This is a genomic window from Paenibacillus ottowii (genome assembly GCF_050516475.1).
Classification (GTDB): Bacteria; Bacillota; Bacilli; order Paenibacillales; family Paenibacillaceae; genus Paenibacillus; species Paenibacillus ottowii.
In genome coordinates this window covers 4,690,384-4,711,851 of sequence record NZ_CP191577.1, presented here as the reverse complement: position 1 = coordinate 4,711,851, position 21,468 = coordinate 4,690,384, and the positions used below count along the sequence as shown (strand labels likewise).

Here is a 21,468-nt window from a genome sequence, read left to right as displayed (position 1 = left end):
TCCTTTTCTTTGTTGGTAATTATTATCTCAGGTATCCTCCCGAACGCTAAGTTTTCCTGTTTCTGGTGCATCCAGAACAATCCGCGCTTTGACGGTCGATCCGTCTTTACGCTTAAAAGATAGCAATTGCGTCTGCCCCTTCGCCAACAGAGACTTGAGCATGGTTTCAGTAATCTGCTTGCCGGCATATTCCTTCCAAATGACAAAACCACAACCCTGCTTATAGTGGCTGCACCCATACCCTTTACGGCCTTCAATTATGCTTCCACCGCAATTGGAGCACGGACAGCTGCCCAACGTCTGTCTTTGACTCGCTAAAGTATCTGACTGTCCATCAGATGAGCTTCGCACAGTTTTTGTAGCCGAGCTGCGTCTTAAGGATGGCGCTAGCACCGTACTTCCTGCACTGCTACCGCCCCCTGAGGTTGTGCGACCCATTCCTTTGGCGGCAGCACGTCCACTCGCACCTACACTGCGGGCGTTTCCCTTCCCTCCCGAGCGATTGTTCCTGGTCTCCTCGCCAAAGGCATTGGCTGGAGCAGGCTGCTGCTGCCTTACCTTATCAATGATGGACAACGTGAATTTTTTAACATTATCCATAAATTTCTCCTGAGCTGCCTCACCCTTCGAGATCTGATGGAGACGGCGTTCCCATTGACCCGTCATCTCCGGTGAGGCTAATAGATCTACACCGGCATGACGGATCAGATTAATAGCCATCTTTCCTTTATCCGTAATAAGAATCTTTTTGCCCTTCATTTCAATGTAGCCGACCTTCTTCAATCGTTCAATTGTGGCAGCTCGGGTCGCAGGTGTACCTAAGCCGGCATCCTTCATAACCTCACGCAATTCCTCATTTTCCATCTGCTTACCCGCGCTTTCCATCGCTTTAAGCAATGTGCCCTCCGTATAGCTTTTAGGAGGCTGAGTCGCCTTTTCTTTCATCTCAGCGCACACACAATCCACCGCACGCCCTGCATCAATTTCAAACTTCTTGTCCGTCCACTCGTCGGTTTCCTCTTCATCCTCTTTTTTAGACGATTTACCCTTTTTACCTTTATCCTGATCAGCCTTGTTCAAAACCACTTTCCATCCCAGGGACAGAAGCTCCTTAATATTGGTTTTAAACTGATGTTTGTCCACCTGCGTCATTACCGTATGCATTTTATATTCAGCCGGCGGAAAAAAATGCGACAGGAACCTACGAATAACCAGGTCATAGATATTTTGTTCCTCTTTGCTTAGCGTTCCTGGTCTTTTTAACGTCGGCAAAATAGCATGGTGATCCTCAACACGAGACGGATTGCAGACCGATTTATTCTGTTTATGGACCAAATTAGGATTTGCTTGTTGTACCAGCTCAGCATAAGGACCTGTTCCCAGCATCCGTAATGCCTTATGCATACCGTCTATATTCTGCTCTGTCACATAGTTAGAGTTCGTACGCGGATAGGAAATGACCTTGTGACGCTCATATAGTGCTTGTGCCACATCCAGTGTTTTTTTGGCTGAATAACCGTACTTGGCATTCGCCTCCCGTTGAAGCAGCGTCAAATCGTACAACTTAAAAGGATACTCCTTTGTCTGCTTCGTATCATATTTGGTGATCTTCCCTTCTTTTCCGCGAACCGCTGTAGCGATTTCCTCGGCTTCTTCCGGTTTCGTCAGCCGATCTCCCTGCCATGCCCCTTTGTACTTAATCTGATCTTGTGTAAACTCAGCCCACACGTCATAGAAGGTTTGAGACTGAAATGCTTCAATTTCCTTTTCTCGATCATGAATCAATGCCAGCACGGGAGTCTGTACCCGTCCTACTGACAGCAGTGTGTTATGTCGGGTTGTGAACGCTCTGGAGGCGTTCATGCCAATCAGCCAGTCCGCTTCGCTTCGTGCCCGCGCAACTTGAGTCAGGAATTCAAACTCCGAGGCATCTCGCAATCGTTCAAAGCCTGTCGCAATACTTTCCGCCGTCAAGTCCGAAATCCACAAACGCTTAACCGGCTGTCGGAGCTTTAGCTGCTGCTGAATTAACGCAAAAATATGTTCACTAATGGAAAGTTCGCATATGCATGTTGTGAAAAAACCTTTTATATGTCCTACTCCGTTTAATCCAACGACATCTAATAATTTCATAACTTCACTCCTCGCATAGGGATTTTTTCGTCTTTTAGAGAGCTGGATTAAACCAGTTAAAGGATGCATAGAATCAAATGCATATTTATACATTTTGAGTTGTAGTACTTGAGTCATAATGACGCACGCTTTTCAATAAAAAAAGAGCAACTTAAAAGAAATCATACGGGACTCGATTGAATCCTGTAATGAAATCTTACAAGTGCTCTTTTGCCGCCTGGCTAGAGCTCGATGCAACTCTTGTCACATCTCGCATAATGATTCATAGTCATACGTTTAATTTAATTATTTTACCTAGTCTTGTCAAGATAATATCCTTACTTCGGTTTAAATTCAAAACCGACCCTACCTTCTTCCTTTTTCCAGACAAGTGCGGCCTCGAAAGTTTTGTCACCTTTTTTGAATCCCTTAATAAGGTTTGTCCTCCCTTTCCCCAAAAACCTCTTGATCTGCGTTTCTGTTATGGTTTTACCCAATACTTTTTTAGAAAATGAAAAATCGCATCGCGGCCTTGCCGAGCAACTATAAGCCGCCCCTTTATCTATAACATCCTCTTTGCATTTCGGACACGGACCAAGACCTAAACCTCCAGAAACCTTATCCGCTTTTTCAGTCTGCTCTTTACTCTCCATACTTTTTGCTGTAAAAGTCCAAGTCATCGAGTTTCGAATTGCATCATCGACAATTTTTTGCGACAATCTTTTAGCCTGCTCCATAAACGATTGCGGGGACGCATTGCCTTGCCCGACATCATGAAGTCGTTGTTCCCACTTGGCTGTCATTTCTGCGGATGCTAATATGCTGTCGCCTAAAGCATCGATCAATATAATCCCCTTGCTTGTAGCATAAACCATGTTTTTCTTTACCTCAATATACTTGCGGTCTTTAAGAACTGAGATGATACCGGCACGCGTGGCCTCCGTGCCCAATCCTTCTGTTTTTTTAAGAATTTTCTCTAACTCTGCGTCTTCAAGATGCTTTCCAGCCGTCTTCATTAAAGTAATCAATTGCCCTTCGGTGTATCGCTTTGGAGCCTGAGTTTTTCCTTCTTTTACAAGTAATTCTTCAACTGTTCCTGAGTCGCCTTGCTCCAATGGAGGTAATACATCTGGTTCGGATTCTTCCTGAGAATCAGAATCATACAGAACTTTTCGCCAACCTTCCTGCACAATAAGTCTTCCTTTGGTGAGAAATGTTTCTTGATCACCTACGACTGTAATTAAGCGCGAATAATCAATAATAGCCTTATCATAATGCGCAGCTATCAGCCTCTTGACAATCAGCTCGTATAAATTACGCTCTTCTGGTTTCAATCGTCCGATTTGGGGGATCACTTCTGTTGGAATGATCGCATAGTGATCACTTACTTTTGCCGCATTGACAAATCTCTTATTATTGGCAATAGATTGTATGGGCAAAGGAAAGAAATCCTTGAATGATTCTTGACGACTTAACTTTGAAAGAATCTCAGGAAATTGCCTGGCTTCTTCAGGTGTTACATAAGCCGAATCCGATCTCGGATAGGAAATGTATCCTTCCAGATAAAGCTGCTGCAGCGCATTTAAACAACTTTGAGGCGAATATTTATAAATTTGATTGGCAACTGCTTGCAATGAAGATAAGTTAAAGAGCTGTGGCGGTTGAAATTCTTTTCGCTCTCTCTCAATTTCATTGACTGATGCCAGCTTATTTTCACAGTTTCTTTTGACGGACTCCGCTTCATCCCGACTTGCAAACCGTGTTTGCTCCTCCCGAAACCATGTGCCTTCATAGACAGTATCATTTATTAGGAATTTGGCTTTTAATTCCCAGAACGGTTCCGGTTTGAAATTCTGAATTTCTTTCTCGCGTGCTACGATTAGCGCCAATGTCGGACTTTGTACACGCCCAGTTGAGAATACTTCTCTAATTCCTCTACGCTGGAACAGAAGTGAATATACCCGTGAACCATTCATTCCTACGAGCCAATCAGCGCAAGAACGGCTAACGGCTTCATAATATAAGGACCGGGTATCCTCTTCACCTTTCAAATTCATAAAACCTTGTTCGACGGCTTTGGGTGTTAACGATGATATCCATAGCCGTTTCATAGGTTTGTTCACTCCAGCAAGCTGAACCGCTATGCGGACTATGTACTCTCCTTCCCTCCCGGCATCCCCGGCATGGACGATTTCTTTGATATCTGGACGCATTAAAAGGGATTTAATCACTTGAAATTGCTTGGCTTTAGAAGGAGAAACGCGATGTCTAAATTTTTCGGGTAATATCGGCAAATTGTCTAGACTCCACTTCTTAAGACTAGGATCGTATTCCTCTGGAGGCACCAATTCGCAAACATGACCAACAGCCCAAGTCACTAGGGCTCCTTTTGGAAATGTATCGTTCGGTGAGATTTCAATATACCCTTGTTGTTTTTTATGTTTAAAAGGTGAAGCCAACTTCGCCCCTTGATCCGGTTTTTCCGCAATAATAAGTTTCAATATGTCACGGACCTTTCTGAGAGAACTATAAATTGATTATATCAGCAAATCGGTTCAATTTCATGACTTAGAATTATATACAGCAAAATGATAATAAGTGGTATGAAATAGTTGCTGGGCTTCACTCCCTCTTTTTTTATATCCATTCTTAGGTAAATTCAATTTTCTTTTCAGACATCACATTGAATCTTGATAATTAGGGCTTTCTTAGCGGATCATGTTTTACGATGTTACGAGCAAATGAACGGCGAGCCTTGACAAAAACCATTGCAAAAGAGGCAAAAAGAGACCCCGAAGTCTCTTTTCAGGTTCATCACCAGCAGTTGTGTAAGCGCAAAATAGCCCCCACCTTGTTCCCAAGATGAGGGCCTGTTAGTCTTAGTTTGATTGAAATAGGCGGCACGTCAGTGGGAGCGAAGGCGACCATGGCAACAATTCGTCTAGCTCAACCGGATCTTTCGGATTCGCAAGCTGCGGAAGCTGTTCGAGCAGGTCCGTCAAATACTTGAAAGGATTTAGCCCGTTTTTCTTCGCTGTTTCAATGACACTGTAGATCGTTGCACTGGCTTTTGCTCCGTGTGGCGCATTGGAAAAAAACCATTTTTTTCAATGATAACGAGCGAATACCAGCCGCTTCCGTCCGGTGAAGAATAGACGGTCGAGTACGCAAACCACATCGCCCCGGCATCGTGTCCGCTGTCGATATGCAATTTCACCTTCAATTTGTCATTAGTCCTATTGGCGATCCGCCAACATTTTAACTTTATCTTGACTAGCTTAAACCATGCTATTAATAGTAAACAAAGTAACGAATTTCACCGATAATGTTACTTTGTTTACGGGATATCTTAACTCTGTAAACAACGTATTCAGCGTAGTGGTGCCTTTACAATGAGAGGCATCGGATAACCTTGCTAGGTAGGGCTTGCTGAACGGGTCACATTTTACAGTGGAACGAGCAAGCGGACCGCGAGTCTCAACCACAGCCATTGCAAAATAGACAAAAAGAGAACCCGAAGTCTCTTTTCGAGGTTCATCACCAGCAGTTGCAGCCCGATCACGGTCTCGCTCGTCGTCTGAAGGTGTGCTCGAATACGGCCAAACCCATAACTGCGCTTGCCTTCGCCGAACTTGCCTTCCACCGCATTGCGTGCGGCTGCATCCGTCTTGGCGATTTTCTTTTTCTCCTGCTGATCGGCTGACGGACGACCCAACTGCGGTCCGCTTAAGCGAATTCCCTCTTTGCAGAAGCGCAAGTTGTCGCGGGTTCGATAGATCTGGTCGGCCAGCACCGCTTTGGGATAATAACCAAATCTGGCGCGGTAACGTCTACGGCGTCCTGCAATGTCTGCCCTTCGTTGTAGCTATCCCACGACAGATGCTCGTGGAAAGCGTAGCCGTTCACCACGCTAATCGCCAGCTTCTCTCCGAACTCGACGTTTGCCCTGGCTTTGCCGCGCACGATCGGTCTGACATGTGGCTGTGCGATACTGACAATCCGATCCGATATGCTGTGTGTCCGCTTGTCATACATCGTTTGCTGCTGACGATAAAGCTCTTGAATGACCAGCAGTTCCTTGTACAAACGCCGCGGCAGGCCGCTCGTCATATCGGCGAGTTCGGCGATCATGCGTAGATCACGGGAAACGAACCTGAGCTGCTTGCCGATCGCTTTTCGTATCGCGCGCGGCTTCACGCGCCGCTGCTTGGCAACCGCCAGATAGGCTTTGCGGGCACGCTCTCGGTATGTTCTGGGCTTGCGGGTCTTTCCACGTTCTTGGTTCGTGCAGGATGTCGATGATCTTCTCCAGCTTTTCTCTGGCCTGATTCAGTAACGACAAATCCGTCGGGTAGGCGATATCCGCCGGCGCGCAGGTAGCGTCCAGCAGCAGTTCGCCCTCGTTCGTCAGTTCCATCTGCTGTGGCTGCGTTTCTGAAGGCTTACCGGACGCTGCGTCAGTTCCGCTGCCAGGTTCATCGTCGTCCGATGAATCATCCGACACTTGCGCGCTTCTTCCAGAGCGATCCATTCATTCACTTCATCCAGAATTTCGCCACCCAATCGCTTGCGGAAATGCGTCATGAGAGAATGATGAAACGGACGGCGGTACCGATATTCCGGCAGACCGAGGAAGTACTGCAGATACGGGTTCTCCAGAATCTGACGAAGTGTCTCCCGATCATCGGTGCCAAGCCGCTCCTGGATGATGAGTGCGCCGAGCGCGATACGGATCGAAACGGCTTTTTGGCCCTTGAGGCTTTTCTTGAAGTTTTTCGCATACTTCTCTTCGAGCATCCACCACGGAATCATCTGGGCCAGCAGCACCCAGCGGTTATCTTCTGCGAGCTTTCCGCCGAACGGCAGAAAAAAGTCGACGGGCAGGTTCATCTGGTTCTCGGTTCGCTGATACAATCCTGACGCCTCCAAGTGCACGGTTTTTCACGGGGCTGCCCCGTTTTCCTTCGACATAAGAGGCCCTAAACCCTTGTGCCTGTTGGAGTTTTGATTCGTTCAGCAAGCCCTAGGTAAACCGTGTCCTATGGGCATCGGCGCACGTGTTTAGACTCCGATGCCGCGAGGCTCATTGTCAAGGCGAATACGTTGTTTACATGTCTTCGATGTACACGCCCTTGATAATCAAGGATTTTCTAAAAGCGAGTTGAGATAATTAACGAAAATATACGCTAAGTATTAAACGGATTAATGACCCTTTGGCGGCTCAAACATCATATTGTTTAACTGGTTCACAAAAATACCTTCGTTCGGGCCCGGGGTGTTTCGAAATACTTTCGCTTCTTCCACTAGAACCTCGTCCGCATCCGTACCAAGTACCTTCATCGTTTCATCAATGAATGATGCTAGTAGCATAGAGCTCGGATCGTTATTGAAATACGTTTGAACCCCTGGCGGCGCAATTTCCAGGATTTTCACCGATGTGTCTTTAAGCATGTACCGTTGGGATAGCGTATAGGAATGGAGCGCTGCTTTCGTCGCACTATAAACAGCAGCACCCGCCAGTGGCACGAATCCAAGTGACGAAGTCGTATTGATAATAACCGCTTCTTCTTTGGACTTCAAATGCTCGAGTATCTACATAACTTTTCACAAATAGTATATTGTACATATTTTTTAGAGAGAATGCCTGTTTTAGGACTTTCTCTTTGTTCTTATTCAAAAATTTAATTGTACAATTCTCTAGAGCCTGTACGCAAACCTATTTGAGCCATAAACGAATTGAAAGCAGCGTCAAAAAAGCCATGAACATGTTCGCTGTTTTTTCATAGCGAGTAGCCAAGCGTCGATAGTTTTTTACTTTGTTGAAAAAGCATTCAATTAAGTGTCGCTCTTTATACGTTTCAGAATCTAACGGGCGCTTTACCCGCCGATTGCGTTTGCTTGGGATAACCGGAGTGATCGGGAAACGATTCTCCATAGAAAGGAGGTGATCCAGCCGCACCTTCCGATACGGCTACCTTGTTACGACTTCACCCCAATCATCTACCCCACCTTCGGCGGCTGGCTCCTTGCGGTTACCTCACCGACTTCGGGTGTTGTAAACTCTCGTGGTGTGACGGGCGGTGTGTACAAGACCCGGGAACGTATTCACCGCGGCATGCTGATCCGCGATTACTAGCAATTCCGACTTCATGCAGGCGAGTTGCAGCCTGCAATCCGAACTGAGACCGGCTTTTCTAGGATTCGCTCCAGATCGCTCCTTCGCTTCCCGTTGTACCGGCCATTGTAGTACGTGTGTAGCCCAGGTCATAAGGGGCATGATGATTTGACGTCATCCCCACCTTCCTCCGGTTTGTCACCGGCAGTCTGCTTAGAGTGCCCAGCTTGACCTGCTGGCAACTAAGCATAAGGGTTGCGCTCGTTGCGGGACTTAACCCAACATCTCACGACACGAGCTGACGACAACCATGCACCACCTGTCTCCTCTGTCCCGAAGGAAAGTTCATGTTTGGTGGCGATAGCGGAGGGGTTCCACACGTACCCATCCCGAACACGACCGTTAAGCCCTCCAGCGCCGATGGTACTTGGACCGCAGGGTCCTGGGAGAGTAGGACGCCGCCAAGCGAGTTTTATAATTATTATTCCCTGATAGCTCAGTTGGTAGAGCACTCGACTGTTAATCGAGTTGTCACAGGTTCGAGTCCTGTTCGGGGAGCCATTTGCTCTCATAGCTCAGTAGGTAGAGTGCATCCATGGTAAGGATGAGGTCACCGGTTCGATCCCGGTTGAGAGCTTGTTACAGGATGGCCCGTTGGTCAAGGGGTTAAGACACCTCCCTTTCACGGAGGTAACAGGGGTTCGAATCCCCTACGGGTCATAGGATAGTATGGAGGCTTAGCTCAGCTGGGAGAGCATCTGCCTTACAAGCAGAGGGTCGGGGGTTCGATCCCCTCAGCCTCCACCATATTTTATTCTCTTACATGGATGAAATATAGGAGAATTGTGAATCATATGCATATTGGGGATTAGCCAAGCGGTAAGGCAACGGACTTTGACTCCGTCATGCATAGGTTCAAATCCTATATCCCCAGCCATATTGAGAGCCATTAGCTCAGTTGGTAGAGCACCTGACTTTTAATCAGGGTGTCGAAGGTTCGAGTCCTTCATGGCTCACCATTATATTATATGCGCGTGTGGCGGAATTGGCAGACGCACTAGACTTAGGATCTAGCGTCTTTGACGTGGGGGTTCAAGTCCCTCCACGCGCATCTTGTTTTTGCGGACGTGGCTCAGCGGTAGAGCATCGCCTTGCCAAGGCGAGGGTCGCGGGTTCGATTCCCGTCGTCCGCTCCATATTTGCGCCCTTAGCTCAGCTGGATAGAGCGTTTGACTACGAATCAAAAGGCCGGGAGTTCGAATCTCTCAGGGCGCGCCATTTTAAAAAAATACAATATCGGGATGTAGCTCAGCTTGGTAGAGCACCTGGTTTGGGACCAGGGGGTCGCATGTTCAAATCGTGTCATCCCGATACTGATTTGCGGGTGTAGTTCAATGGTAGAACTTCAGCCTTCCAAGCTGATAGCGTGGGTTCGATTCCCATCACCCGCTTACTGATTACCTAGAAGCCGAAAGGCTTCTTTTTATTTTGTCCACATTACATTAACTTTTATGTGTATATAGACCATCAAATGATGCCTCTTGTCATGCACGGTTGGGGATGATCTGTGCATATTCTAAATAGGCTTCTAACACTTGACTCGGATTTCCCCTCTTACGTCCCCCTTTTTCCTGTAGAAAGGCTAAATTCGTGATCAAATCCATTGAACATTTGAATCTTGAGATTATCGTGGTACGGATCCATGGGGATTACTTTCCATCTGCTTCTTTTGTTGTACACACTCCTCTTTATTTATGTGGGTAAAACGTAGGGAGTTATGAGTAATCTGATCTGGAATACTGGGATTATTCCTTATTTGTGTGTATCTTTGTGGATAGAGATCAATGAAATTCACGTTGTCAACAAATAATAAACATATTCACATCATGACAAAAGTTTTTCACTTTTGAAAACACACTTTTTACGAGAGACTGTGCATAAGTTTCGCGCATCTATAGTGTAGATAATCAATTTTTTATTTATTTTCATTTTATTGTATAAAATACCAATATATTCTCTAAAAAAGTATTTAAAAAGGATGATTTTTTACTGTAAATTTTGCAGCTTTTCATACGTTTTTATTGTATGATGTTAAGAAAGTGTCAAATTTCGTGTGTAAACGTACCTTTACTACAACTGAATATGATGTGGAACAGATCAGATGGGGGGAAAAGCATGACTGAGCTTACGTTAACCGCTAACAAAAACCAATCCAACAATCTGCTACGGCGGGACGTTCGTTTTCTAGGCAATATTCTTGGTGAGGTTTTGGTTCATCAGGGTGGCAACGAACTTTTGGATATCGTGGAGAAAATACGTGAGGCAAGTAAATCGTTACGTGCTGGGTATCAGCCGGAGTTATACGAGAATTTCAAACAAATGGTCAGTGGACTGGATACGGATATTCGTCACCAGGTTATTCGTGCGTTTGCGATTTACTTTCAGTTGGTGAATATCGCTGAGCAAAACCATCGTATTCGTCGTAAGCGGGATTATGAGCATTCCGCTGGTGAAGAGGTTCAACCGGGTTCGATTGAAAGTTCCGTTCAGGAGCTTAAACAAGGAGGCTTCTCGGCTGAGGACGTAAGCAACATGCTGAATGAACTCTCTTTGGAGCTGGTCATGACCGCACATCCTACAGAAGCAACACGACGAGTAATTCTGGACATCCACAAACGTATTTCCGAAGACGTCATGCTGCTGGATAATCCGATGCTTACCTTGCGTGAGCGGGAACAGGTACGAGAGAATTTGCTTAATGAAGTAATTACGCTGTGGCAAACGGATGAGCTACGTGATCGGAAGCCAACAGTATTAGATGAAGTAAGAAATGGAATGTATTATTTTCATGAGACCTTGTTTCATGTATTGCCGGATGTATACCAAGAATTGGAACGATGTCTGGATAAATATTATCCTGAGCAAAAATGGCACATTCCAACTTATTTGAGATTTGGTTCTTGGATCGGTGGAGACCGAGACGGGAATCCATCTGTTACATCTCATGTGACTTGGGAAACATTACGTATGCAACGCAAGCTAGCTTTGAGAGAATATCAGCATACGCTGAAGGAACTCATGGGCTACTTGAGCTTCAGTACCAGCATTGTACGAGTTTCTGATGATTTGTTGGCTTCTATTGAAGAAGATCGCGCCCACATCACACTTAAAAAAATGGAAGTATGGCATAACGAAAAAGAGCCTTATCGCATAAAACTGGCATATATGATTGCTAAGGTGAATAACGTTTTGGATGAAAGCAAGCAGGGGACCAAAGAGCGCTACAGTTCCGCGGAAGAGCTGATTGCAGATCTGAATGTGATTGCCAACAGCCTGCGTCATCATTTTGCTGATTATGTGGCAGACACCTATATTCAAAAGATGATTCGTCAGGTAGAGCTGTTCGGGTTTCATACAGCTACGCTGGATGTGCGTCAGCATAGCCAGGAGCATGAAAATGCGATGACTGAAATCCTTTCTAAGATGAACATTGTGTCAGATTACAGTAAGCTGTCAGAGGAAGAAAAAATAGATCTGCTGGAAAAGCTGCTAAATGAACCTCGTCCGATTACTTCGCCATATTTAAAATATAGCGATAGCACACAGGAATGTCTTGATGTATATCGCACGATTTATTTGGCTCAGGAGGAATTCGGCAAGCAGTCCATTACAAGTTACTTGATCAGTATGACTCAAGGGGCCAGTGATTTGCTGGAGGTAATGGTGTTATCCAAAGAGGTGGGCCTGTTCCGCATCGAAAAGGATGGCACTGTCATCTGTACGCTGCAATCCGTTCCTTTGTTCGAAACGATAGATGATTTGCACGCTGCACCTGATATTATGAGAAGATTGATGAACCTGCCTGTGTATCGACAATCTGTGGCCGCAATGGATGAGCTCCAGGAGATTATGCTTGGTTACTCAGATAGTAATAAGGACGGCGGTGTGGTTACAGCGAACTGGGAACTTCGGGTCGCAATGAATAGCATTACGGAAGTAGTAAATGAGTATGGTGTAAAAGTGAAGTTCTTCCACGGGCGTGGAGGGGCTCTGGGGCGTGGAGGAATGCCGCTTAATCGCAGTATTCTGGCTCAGCCTCCTCATACCATTGGTGGAGGAATTAAGATTACGGAGCAAGGCGAAGTGCTATCATCCCGCTATTCGCTTAAGGGGATCGCATATCGTAGCTTGGAGCAGGCGACATCGGCGTTAATTACCGCTGCCGCATATCATCGCTCAGGAAAGAAAGAAGTGTTCGAGGAGAGCTGGGAGGAGATTATTGCCCGTATTTCCGAGGTATCACTGGAGAAGTATCAGGATTTGATTTTCCGAGACCCTGATTTCTTCACGTTCTTCAAAGAATCTACGCCGTTGCCTGAAGTGGGCGAGCTGAATATTGGCTCTCGTCCGTCCAAGCGTAAGAACAGTGAACGTTTTGAGGACTTGCGCGCCATTCCATGGGTTTTTGCGTGGACACAAAGTCGTTACCTGCTTCCTGCTTGGTATGCGGCAGGAACAGGCTTGCAAAGCTACTATCAGAACAATGAAGAGAACCTTAAAGTACTGCAAACGATGTTTAGGGAATCTGCCTTCTTCCGTTCGCTTATAGATACACTGCAAATGGCAATCGCCAAAGCGGATTTGCTGATTGCAGAGGAGTACGCTGGGATGTCGGATAATGAAGAAGCACGCCAACGTATATTCGGGCAGATTTCTACAGAGTTCAAGCTGACATCTGAGTTGATTCTCAAAATAACCGGACAATCCGAGATTTTGGACGATGTACCTGTTATTCAGGAATCTATCCGGTTGCGTAATCCTTATGTGGACCCGTTAAGTTATTTGCAGGTTCAATTGCTAAGTGAGCTACGCGAGCTGCGCAATCAGAACGGTGATGACGCTGAGATGCTGCGTGAGGTACTGTTGACGATTAACGGAATTGCCGCAGGCTTAAGAAACACAGGCTGATATAGTTTGGCTGTATGATACAGGCAATCGGGTACTCTCTGGAGTGCCCGATTGTGCTGTGTTTATAGTAATGTCGGGCGTATTTGTGAACTGTGTCCCCACTTCAGTTGATTTCTGGATAAAATTAAACTACGATGAATAATCATAAACATTTAATAAGTAACCCATCAGCAAGTCTGGGGGAGTATAGAGTGGATAATATGGAAAGCCGCTTGGTTAGGCTGGTGCAGAAAGGTGATCAGCGAGCTTTTGCGGAGTTAGTCGAGTTATATAAAGATCGGATTTTTCATCTTTCCTACCGGATGCTAGGTAATCGTCATGAGGCAGAGGATTTGGTGCAGGAAACCTTTTTGCGTGTGTATCGAAATTTGGAAAAGTATGACCATGGACAGAAGTTCTCAACCTGGATTTATCGGATTGCTACAAATCTGTGCATTGATCGTCTGCGAAGAAGAAAACCTACATACTCACTGGATGCTGAAATGAATGATCAGGAAGGTGTTGATGGGTATGCCATGCTTGCCAGCGACGAGCTTACCCCTGAAGGAAGTACGCTGTTGTCGGAAACGCAAGCTTTGATTCATGACGCCATTGACAGCCTTCCGGATAAATACAAGACGATTATGGTTTTACGGTACTTGCAGGAGCTTTCCTTGCAGGAAATTAGCGACGTGCTCAATCTCCCAGTTACTACAATTAAGACAAGAGTACACAGGGGACGGGATTTTCTACGCAAAAAACTGGAGCACAAGCTATAAATAATGTGCATACATTCTAGGAAAAGTGCCTGCCTAGATGTTTTTATGAAACATAATGCCCGTTGTAACGTATGTAAGATGAGCAAAGTTTCTAAGCCGGAGCATTTTATGTTGAGAAACACGGAAGAATATTAGAAAGGATTGGCTCATATGGATTGCAAACAAGCCGTCTCTTTTATGCATGACTATCTAGATGGCGACCTGTCTGAGCAGGACAAACATGAGTTGGAACAACACTTGTTAGACTGCCCGGAATGCCGCATGCGTTTTAAAGAGCTGGAGCGGACGGATGCGATGCTTTACGGTACACGGTATCATCAAGTGCCGTGTGTATCAGATGAGCTGACATTTCGCATTATGAATGCTTTGCCGCCGCATAAAAGACAACCTGCGGTGCCTATGCTATCTTGGGTGAAGAGGCATCCCGCTGTAACAGCCGCCGCCTTCTTCCTTATTGTGATATGCTCAAGTATGGCCAGCTTTTCCAGCACGGACCATCAATTGGTAGTCAAAGGAAGCAATCTAGATCAAGTTGTAATTCAGGGCGATACTGTAATTGTACCTGAAGGAAAATCCATAGCCGGAGATTTAACAGTACAAAATGGTGAGGCCCGTGTATACGGCGATGTGGAAGGAAATGTTACTGTGATTGACGGCTCTTACTATCAAGCTTCAACCGCCCATATTGCAGGACAGGTTAAAAGTATTGATCAAACTCTGGACTGGATTTGGTACAAGGTTACCGATCTGTTCGGGGGACCGTCTTCTCCTTAAGAGAAGCTCAAAATGGCAAGAACGATATCGAGCGCCTCTTTCCGCTGGAAAAGGCGTTTTTTTGTATATGAAGATGGCGATTTGTACTGTATTTTACTGATTTTGGAGGTTCTTTTGTCACACAGCTTGCAACGCGAGCCTGATCGTTATAACCTAGATAGAGAGAGCATACTGTGTACATATTACACCCACTCACTACAGAAAATTGCGGGGGCATGCGCATGTTGGATTATTTTGCGGACCTGACTTGGAAAGAGTCCATTAAAGATATTATCGACATTTTGATCGTAACCTATATTATGTATCAGCTTATTTTACTTGTTCGCGGAACGCGGGCAGTTCAATTGTTAAAAGGGATTCTGTTCCTGGTCGTTATTTGGGCGGTTAGTACCTGGTTTGATTTGTACACACTCAAGTGGTTGATGAATCAGATGTTCACCTTTGGTGTAGTGGCAATTTTCATTATTTTTCAGCCTGAGTTACGTCGTGCTTTAGAGCAGTTGGGGCGTGGTAAACTATTTGGGCGTTCGTCAGTAGATGATGAAGAAATCAATAAGTTAATTGGAGAAATGATTAAGGCGCTGAATTATTTATCACGTAGAAAAATAGGAGCATTGGTCGTATTCGAGCGCGAGACAGGGCTGAACGAATATACGGAGTCTGGTATCAAGACACAGGCTGTAGTTAGTTCTGAACTGTTAATTAACATCTTCATTCCCAATACGCCTTTGCATGATGGTGCGGTGATTATACAAAATAAACAGATTGCCTCTGCGGCCTGCTATTTGCCATTATCGGAAAATCCCTTCATTAGCAAGGAGTTGGGAACACGTCATCGGGCTGCGATTGGGGTCAGTGAGGTAACGGATGCCGTAACCGTCGTGGTATCGGAGGAAACAGGCCAAATTTCGTTGGCTATCAATGGACAGGTCGTGCGTGACATTAAGGAAGAATCCCTGATCTCCAAGCTGTACGAGGAGTTGCGGCCAACACCGTCTTTGAAGGAAAAACGCGGCTCATTCTGGAATCGGAGGGGAGGCCGTGGAAATTCATGATGGACAAATGGATTAACAATAATACGATTTCCAAGATTTTGGCGCTTGCGGTTGCTATAATGCTGTGGGGAATGGTTCATCTGGATACAGGTACACCTTCGTCTACGTTAACCGTTTCTTATAATAATAAAATAATTGATAATGTGGCCATACAGGCTAGTGGTCTGGATGAATCAAAATATGTGCTGTCTACGATGGACACTGATCATGTAAAGATGGAGGTCAGAGGACAGCGTTCTGTCCTGACTACTTTTTTTGCGGATAATTATCAGGCCAAACTAAACTTAAGCGGCTTAGGAGCAGGTACAAAAACATTACCGCTTGAACCGGATTTGCCGGATGGGGTGGAATTGGTATCGATGACTCCTAACCGTGTTACAGTAACAATTGAGGAAAAACAGACGAAATCATTTAATGTATCTATATTACCTAAGGGTAATCCGGATGCGGGGCTACAGCTTGGTAAGCCTGTGATAACTCCTCAAACGGTAAAGGTGACTTTACCCAAAAGTCAGTTGAATACCGTCACTGTGGTACAAGGGGCAGTTAACACGGATGGTATCTCAGAAAAGTTTGAACAGAAACGTGTAAAACTGAAGGCTTATAACAAAAAGGGACAGGAACTCACAGGTGCGGTCATTGAGCCATCCACTGTGTCTGTTGAAATCCCAGTCACTCAGCAGGCGAAGTCTGTGCCTGTCAAAATAGTATATTCTGGGGAATTACCTGATGGATTGGCGCTTTCAAAAGTAAACGCGAACGTGAAAGAAGTAGCAGTATATGGATCGCAGGATGTATTAAGCAGTCTCAGCTCTTATGTGACGGCTACACTTGATCTAAGTCAATTTACGGAAGCGGGGACCCGTACGGTTCAAGCTAATTTGGCAGCTCCCTCAGGTTCTGATAAAATCGAGCCAGGGTCAATACAAATTCAGGTGACCGTCGTTCCTTCCAATGAAGTTACAGACACGGAACGGACGCTGTCAGGCATCCCAATTGTTTTACAAGGTGCAGGAGATGGAGCGAATGCGACTGTTACAGCACCCGTAGGCAAGACGATGGATGTTACTGTGAAGGGCCCGCAGGATCTGGTAAACAACTTAACCAATGATGACGTTAGTTTGGTGGCAAATATAAGTGGCCTCTCGGCTGGTCAACACGAGGTCACTCTGAGAGTAGGCTTGCCTAAATACATTACGCAAGTCGGGAATGCCGGCAAACTCAAAGCAACGGTAAACATTGAGGGCCCTTCTACGCCTGCTGTAACGAATCCAAATAGTGAGAATGAATCAAACCCCTCTGGTGGCGATAAGGGGCAGGAGAGGCCACAGGAGGGGCAAGGCAATCAAGGTGGCAACTCTGACGCTAATACCGGGGACAACGCAGCTGCGGAGGATAAAACAAGTCCTCATAACGGCGCAGAATCTTCTGTGAATGGAACCTCGGAGGGCAGTCAGCCATAACATGTTTTATCTGTAGTAAAGGATCAAGATTTATTAGACAAAAAAAGGGAGTCATTTTACATGGGGAAATATTTTGGTACAGATGGTGTACGAGGCGTTGCTAATCAGGAACTTACAGCCGAACTGGCATATAGTATTGGCCGCTGCGGCGGATATGTTTTAGCAGGTAATGTAGAGAAACCAACAGTTGTTATTGGCATGGATACACGGATATCCGGATTGATGTTGGAATCGGCACTAGTAGCCGGTTTGTTGTCTATCGGGGCTAATGTGGTTCGTCTAGGTATTGTTTCGACACCTGGGGTGGCCTATCTCACACGACAATTGAAAGCGGACGCTGGTGTAATGATTTCGGCATCCCACAATCCTGTCGAGGACAACGGGATTAAGTTTTTTGGTGGCGATGGGTTTAAACTAACGGATGAAACGGAATTGAAGATTGAAGAGCTCATGGATGCAAAAGAAGACCAACTGCCTCGTCCAATTGGCAGCGGATTGGGGACGGTCGTTGTAGACGAGCATTCCCGCTATGATTATCTGGAGTTTTTGAAAACAACAATTAGCCATTCTTTTGAAGGCTTAAAAATAGTGTTGGACTGTGCAAACGGAGCAGCTTATGAGCTGGCGCCGAAGCTCTTTGCGGATTTGGGAGCCGAAGTACACACGATCGGCGCGGAGCCAAACGGATTGAATATCAATGATCATTGCGGCTCGACTCATCCTGAAAAGCTGAAAGAAGAAGTGCTCCGCTTGAAAGCAGATATTGGGCTTGCCTTTGACGGGGATGCCGACCGCCTGATCGCAATTGATGAAAATGGGGAAGAGGTAGATGGAGACTACATTCTCTGTATTTGCGGAGATGCAATGAACCGCGCTGGCAAACTCAAGGATAGCACTATTGTATCGACAGTAATGAGTAATATCGGTTTTTATAAAGCTACTGAAAAACTAGCTCTCAAGACTGCAAAAACTGCGGTCGGAGACCGTTATGTGATGGAAGAAATGCGCCGGGGTGGATTTAATCTGGGCGGTGAGCAGTCTGGTCATGTTATCTTCCTGGATCACAATACGACAGGTGATGGCATGCTGACAGGGATACAACTAGTAGATACGCTGAAAGCTTCCGGCAAGAAGATGAGCGAACTAAAATCGCTTATGAAACAATATCCGCAAGTACTTGTGAATGTACGCGTGCAGGACAAACGCAATTACGAGGGGAATCCTGCGATTGCAGAAGCCATAGAGCAGGTGGAACAACAATTGGGCGATAATGGGCGTGTATTGGTCCGTGCCTCAGGTACAGAGTCGCTTATTCGTGTGATGGCCGAAGGCCCGGATAAGGATGAGCTGGAGCAATTCGTCGGACAGATCGTAGACGTCGTGAAAAAAGAATTAGTTTAAAATTTTGTAAACGTGGGTTGCCTGTTAAACCTAAGCAGGCAACCGCGTTTGCGGTTATTCATTAACGATTCATTGCCTGTAGGGTTTAATTATGAATAAAGTGTCATTGCCAAATGATGCTCTGCTGAATATAATATAGGGATGTTGTGACTCAATTAGAGAAAGTGAGGGTTGTGAGGTAATGTAATACAAGCGCCAGAGCTTGATTTTGTGCGGGGGAACTTGGTGGAGAAAGCAATAGATTCCGATGGTATTGCCCGATATCAGTTCACGACAAAGCAAGCTGACGAGGTGAAGGTGTTCGAAACATTCGGCGGGGACCTTCCGGTGAAGCATCAACCCGTAAACCGGCAGCGGAAAATAAACAGGCAACTGTTTACACAACGCACCGGTAGATGCCCTTATTATTTTATAATCTAAATTAAAAGATTCATTTCATGAATGTGCGGCCATCATCATTGGCGTGCGCGGTTTGGGAATTTCGTTACATTCGTGAAGAGATGCCTGTAAATTTTATAGTTATCATTGACAACTTCATAGATGAATGAACTTTATTCCACAATCTACCGCACACGTTAACCCTGTGATGAGTCGTCTTGTGAAATGATGATCGGGAGGATAACGAATATGTGTGGCATTGTAGGATATATTGGTAATCAGAATACGCAAGAGGTATTGATTGACGGACTGAAGAAGCTGGAGTACCGCGGGTATGACTCTGCGGGTATTGCCGTGTTTACAGATTCAGGACTGCAAGTAGCCAAGGCGAAAGGTCGTCTGGCGAATCTGGAAGCTAAACTGGATGGTACGCCGTTGGTAGGCCATGCAGGTATCGGGCATACACGTTGGGCAACACACGGTAAGCCTTCTGATGAAAACTCGCATCCACATTTGGATGAGAGCCAAAAGTTTTCTGTAGTTCACAACGGAATTATTGAGAACTATTTGGAATTGAAGGAACAGTTGATCAGCGAAGGTCATACCTTTATTTCCGAAACGGATACAGAAATCATTTCCCATCTGGTTGCGCGTGAGTATAAAGGGGATATTGTTAAAGCAGTACAAAAGGCAATTACCTTTATGCGCGGTGCTTTTGCACTGGGAGTGCTGACTGAGCACGAGCCTAATAAGCTGGTAGCTGTTCGTCAAGCCAGCCCGCTGGTTATTGGTGTGGGAGAAGGCGAGAACTTTATCGGTTCCGACATTCCGGCTATTCTGAAATATACACGCAATGTATTTATTTTGAATGATGGCGAAATGGCTGTTCTGACTAGTGATGCTGTCGAATTAATGACAATCGAAGGCCAATTTATTTCTCGGGAAATGATTCATGTCGAATGGGATGCTGTAACAGCAGAAAAAGGCGGCTATGAGCATTTCATGTTGAAAGAAATCCACGAACAGCCTAAGGCTTACCGTGATACGATGTTGGGTCGTATTGATAAAGGCACTAAAAAAGTTGTTCTTCCAGAGCTGAAGCTCACCGAAGAACAAATTAAAAATATCCGTAATATTCAAATTGTAGCGTGTGGTACAGCTTACAATGCTGGTTTGATTGGTCGTACGGTGATCGAAAGTCTTGCTCGTATTCCAGTAGAAAACGATGTAGCTTCCGAATATCGCTACCGTTCCCCAATCGTGACACCAGAGACCTTGGTGATCGTGGTGAGTCAATCCGGTGAAACTGCTGACACCTTGGCAGCACTGCGTGAAGCACAAGCCAATGGGGCACATGTGCTGGCGATTACAAACGTAGTTGGCAGTTCCATCGCCCGTGATGCAGATGACGTATTGGTTACACTGGCAGGACCGGAAATTGCCGTAGCCTCCACCAAAGCGTATTCTTCCCAGTTAATTGCATTTTATCTGTTGGGTCTGTATCTGGCTCAAGTACGCGGCACACAAACGGATGAGCAAGTAGCTCATGTGCTGGCTGCTATGGAATCACTGCCAGAGCAAGTTGAAGAGATGTTGGGTAAAGCAGATGCGATCAAAGCCTATGCTGAGCAAATCGCTAGCAACAAGCACTTGTTCTTTATTGGTCGTGGTCAAGACTATGCTGTAGTACAGGAAGGTTCCCTGAAACTTAAGGAAATCTCCTACATTCATTCCGAGGCATATGCTGCTGGTGAGCTGAAGCATGGTACACTGGCATTGATCGAAGAGGGAATTCCAGTTATCGCTTTAGTAACTCAGGAATCCGTGTTGGAAAAAACCGTGAGCAACATTAAGGAAGTTAAAGCTCGTGGCGGTGACGTGCTTGCAATCACGTATGAAGAGCATGCTGTGGAACTGCTGAAATCCGTGGATCAAGTATTTGCAATTCCAAAAACACTTCCGATTCTGTCGGCTGCTATTTCAGTTATAGCTCTCCAACTGTTGGCTTACTACGCATCCCTTGCACTGGGCCATGATGTTGATAAACCACGTAACTTGGCGAAAAGTGTTACTGTAGAATAAAGAGTATCTTAACAAAAGTCCGATTGTTGTGTACAGACAATAAAGTTGTGTACTAAACAATAAAGTTGTGTACTAATCGAGAAATAGACAATAAAGTTGTGTACTAATTATTAGTATCAAATAACAATAATATCTCTTCTTAAGTAAGTATTTAACAAAAGCCCGATGAGCAAGTATCATCGGGCTTTTTTATTAAATTAAGAAGGGGACTGCTTGGGCTTAATCAGAACGAACATAAGTTACATAACGAATCAAATACCCTCAAATCCTTTCCTGTAGTTGTATCGAAAGTACTCTTTAATGATTTGGAGCAGGAAAATTTCAAGTCTCTGTTGAAAAATTTTATGAGAGTTCAGAAAAAT

12 protein-coding genes, 11 tRNA genes, 3 pseudogenes and 1 other annotated feature are annotated in these 21,468 nt (G+C 45.4%); of the genes and pseudogenes, 19 read left to right on the top strand and 7 right to left on the bottom strand.

The annotated features are described in order from the left end of the window. Positions 1–27: 27 nt before the first annotated feature. The 7 genes and pseudogenes from ACQQ6X_RS21985 to ACQQ6X_RS21955 form a co-directional block, all read right to left on the bottom strand. A complete protein-coding gene (locus ACQQ6X_RS21985; protein ID WP_305167033.1) occupies positions 28–2,133 on the bottom strand; it encodes a type IA DNA topoisomerase in 2,106 nt (701 codons plus the stop codon). Between the two features lie 317 nt (positions 2,134–2,450). Then, on the bottom strand, positions 2,451–4,613 hold the full coding sequence (locus tag ACQQ6X_RS21980; protein WP_305167032.1) for a DNA topoisomerase III: 2,163 nt from the start codon (positions 4,611–4,613) through the stop codon (positions 2,451–2,453). Between the two features lie 378 nt (positions 4,614–4,991). Then, positions 4,992–5,219, bottom strand: a pseudogene (locus ACQQ6X_RS21975) (transposase domain-containing protein); the annotation flags it as partial. Continuing rightward, positions 5,129–5,329, bottom strand: coding sequence for a hypothetical protein (locus tag ACQQ6X_RS21970; RefSeq protein ID WP_264218275.1), 201 nt, complete (start codon positions 5,327–5,329; stop codon positions 5,129–5,131). The pseudogene ACQQ6X_RS21975 and the gene ACQQ6X_RS21970, both read right to left, overlap by 91 nt. Before the next feature lie 228 nt (positions 5,330–5,557). Beyond that, positions 5,558–7,026, bottom strand: a pseudogene (locus ACQQ6X_RS21965) (IS5 family transposase). Between the two features lie 288 nt (positions 7,027–7,314). Next, a pseudogene (locus ACQQ6X_RS21960) lies at positions 7,315–7,701 on the bottom strand (SDR family NAD(P)-dependent oxidoreductase); the annotation flags it as partial. Between the two features lie 127 nt (positions 7,702–7,828). After that, entirely contained in the window at positions 7,829–8,047 is a 219-nt protein-coding gene (locus ACQQ6X_RS21955) for a transposase (RefSeq protein ID WP_430493495.1), read from the bottom strand. 15 nt (positions 8,048–8,062) lie between these two features. Further along, positions 8,063–8,716 (bottom strand) — a sequence feature (most likely nonfunctional fraction of RNA operon). Here ACQQ6X_RS21955 and ACQQ6X_RS21950 point away from each other — a divergent pair. The 19 genes from ACQQ6X_RS21950 (at position 8,713) to glmS (ending at position 21,106) form a co-directional block, all read left to right on the top strand. Continuing rightward, a tRNA-Asn gene (locus ACQQ6X_RS21950) sits at positions 8,713–8,788 on the top strand. Its footprint overlaps the feature before it by 4 nt. A 3-nt stretch (positions 8,789–8,791) precedes the next feature. After that, positions 8,792–8,864: transfer RNA gene (locus ACQQ6X_RS21945), tRNA-Thr, on the top strand. Positions 8,865–8,875: 11 nt separating this feature from the next. After that, positions 8,876–8,947, top strand: a tRNA-Glu gene (locus ACQQ6X_RS21940). Positions 8,948–8,958: 11 nt separating this feature from the next. After that, positions 8,959–9,034: transfer RNA gene (locus ACQQ6X_RS21935), tRNA-Val, on the top strand. A 55-nt stretch (positions 9,035–9,089) separates the two neighbouring features. Next, positions 9,090–9,164, top strand: a tRNA-Gln gene (locus ACQQ6X_RS21930). A gap of 6 nt (positions 9,165–9,170) precedes the next feature. Continuing rightward, positions 9,171–9,246, top strand: a tRNA-Lys gene (locus ACQQ6X_RS21925). An 11-nt stretch (positions 9,247–9,257) separates the two neighbouring features. Continuing rightward, positions 9,258–9,338 (top strand) — tRNA-Leu (locus tag ACQQ6X_RS21920). Positions 9,339–9,348: 10 nt separating this feature from the next. Next, a tRNA-Gly gene (locus ACQQ6X_RS21915) sits at positions 9,349–9,423 on the top strand. A gap of 5 nt (positions 9,424–9,428) precedes the next feature. Then, a tRNA-Arg gene (locus ACQQ6X_RS21910) sits at positions 9,429–9,505 on the top strand. A gap of 19 nt (positions 9,506–9,524) precedes the next feature. Further along, positions 9,525–9,598, top strand: a tRNA-Pro gene (locus ACQQ6X_RS21905). 9 nt (positions 9,599–9,607) lie between these two features. Next, positions 9,608–9,678 (top strand) — tRNA-Gly (locus tag ACQQ6X_RS21900). A 724-nt stretch (positions 9,679–10,402) separates the two neighbouring features. Continuing rightward, positions 10,403–13,195 carry a phosphoenolpyruvate carboxylase gene (ppc, locus tag ACQQ6X_RS21895; protein ID WP_305167023.1) on the top strand — a complete coding sequence of 931 codons (2,793 nt, stop codon included), beginning with the start codon at positions 10,403–10,405 and terminating at the stop codon, positions 13,193–13,195. A gap of 191 nt (positions 13,196–13,386) precedes the next feature. Next, on the top strand, positions 13,387–13,953 hold the full coding sequence (sigW, locus tag ACQQ6X_RS21890; protein ID WP_058712327.1) for an RNA polymerase sigma factor SigW: 567 nt from the start codon (positions 13,387–13,389) through the stop codon (positions 13,951–13,953). Between the two features lie 150 nt (positions 13,954–14,103). After that, positions 14,104–14,727 (top strand): zf-HC2 domain-containing protein, encoded by a 624-nt coding sequence (locus ACQQ6X_RS21885; RefSeq protein ID WP_063212531.1) that lies wholly within the window; start codon positions 14,104–14,106, stop codon positions 14,725–14,727. 221 nt (positions 14,728–14,948) lie between these two features. Continuing rightward, positions 14,949–15,782, top strand: coding sequence for a diadenylate cyclase CdaA (gene cdaA, locus ACQQ6X_RS21880; RefSeq protein ID WP_013373237.1), 834 nt, complete (start codon positions 14,949–14,951; stop codon positions 15,780–15,782). After that, positions 15,779–17,245: a CdaR family protein gene (locus tag ACQQ6X_RS21875; protein ID WP_305167022.1), complete on the top strand. Its 1,467-nt coding sequence runs from the start codon at positions 15,779–15,781 to the stop codon at positions 17,243–17,245. Before cdaA ends, ACQQ6X_RS21875 begins: the two co-directional genes overlap by 4 nt. Before the next feature lie 60 nt (positions 17,246–17,305). After that, positions 17,306–18,646: a phosphoglucosamine mutase gene (gene glmM, locus ACQQ6X_RS21870; RefSeq protein WP_063212533.1), complete on the top strand. Its 1,341-nt coding sequence runs from the start codon at positions 17,306–17,308 to the stop codon at positions 18,644–18,646. Between the two features lie 225 nt (positions 18,647–18,871). Beyond that, positions 18,872–19,066: a hypothetical protein gene (locus tag ACQQ6X_RS21865; protein WP_305167021.1), complete on the top strand. Its 195-nt coding sequence runs from the start codon at positions 18,872–18,874 to the stop codon at positions 19,064–19,066. 207 nt (positions 19,067–19,273) lie between these two features. Further along, the gene (gene glmS / locus ACQQ6X_RS21860; protein WP_305167020.1) at positions 19,274–21,106 is read left to right on the top strand and encodes a glutamine--fructose-6-phosphate transaminase (isomerizing); all 1,833 of its coding nucleotides are present in this window, start codon (positions 19,274–19,276) and stop codon (positions 21,104–21,106) included. The last annotated feature ends 362 nt before the right edge of the window (positions 21,107–21,468 follow it).

Bases quoted from the DNA above. Each gene is read 5' to 3' on its own strand.
- ACQQ6X_RS21985 (WP_305167033.1), bottom strand. From the start codon at position 2,133: ATGAAATTATTAGATGTCGTTGGATTAAACGGAGTAGGACATATAAAA.
- ACQQ6X_RS21955 (WP_430493495.1), bottom strand. From the start codon at position 8,047: ATGGAGAATCGTTTCCCGATCACTCCGGTTATCCCAAGCAAACGCAAT.
- ppc (WP_305167023.1), top strand. From the start codon at position 10,403: ATGACTGAGCTTACGTTAACCGCTAACAAAAACCAATCCAACAATCTG.
- ACQQ6X_RS21885 (WP_063212531.1), top strand. From the start codon at position 14,104: ATGGATTGCAAACAAGCCGTCTCTTTTATGCATGACTATCTAGATGGC.
- cdaA (WP_013373237.1), top strand. From the start codon at position 14,949: ATGTTGGATTATTTTGCGGACCTGACTTGGAAAGAGTCCATTAAAGAT.
- ACQQ6X_RS21875 (WP_305167022.1), top strand. From the start codon at position 15,779: ATGATGGACAAATGGATTAACAATAATACGATTTCCAAGATTTTGGCG.
- glmM (WP_063212533.1), top strand. From the start codon at position 17,306: ATGGGGAAATATTTTGGTACAGATGGTGTACGAGGCGTTGCTAATCAG.
- glmS (WP_305167020.1), top strand. From the start codon at position 19,274: ATGTGTGGCATTGTAGGATATATTGGTAATCAGAATACGCAAGAGGTA.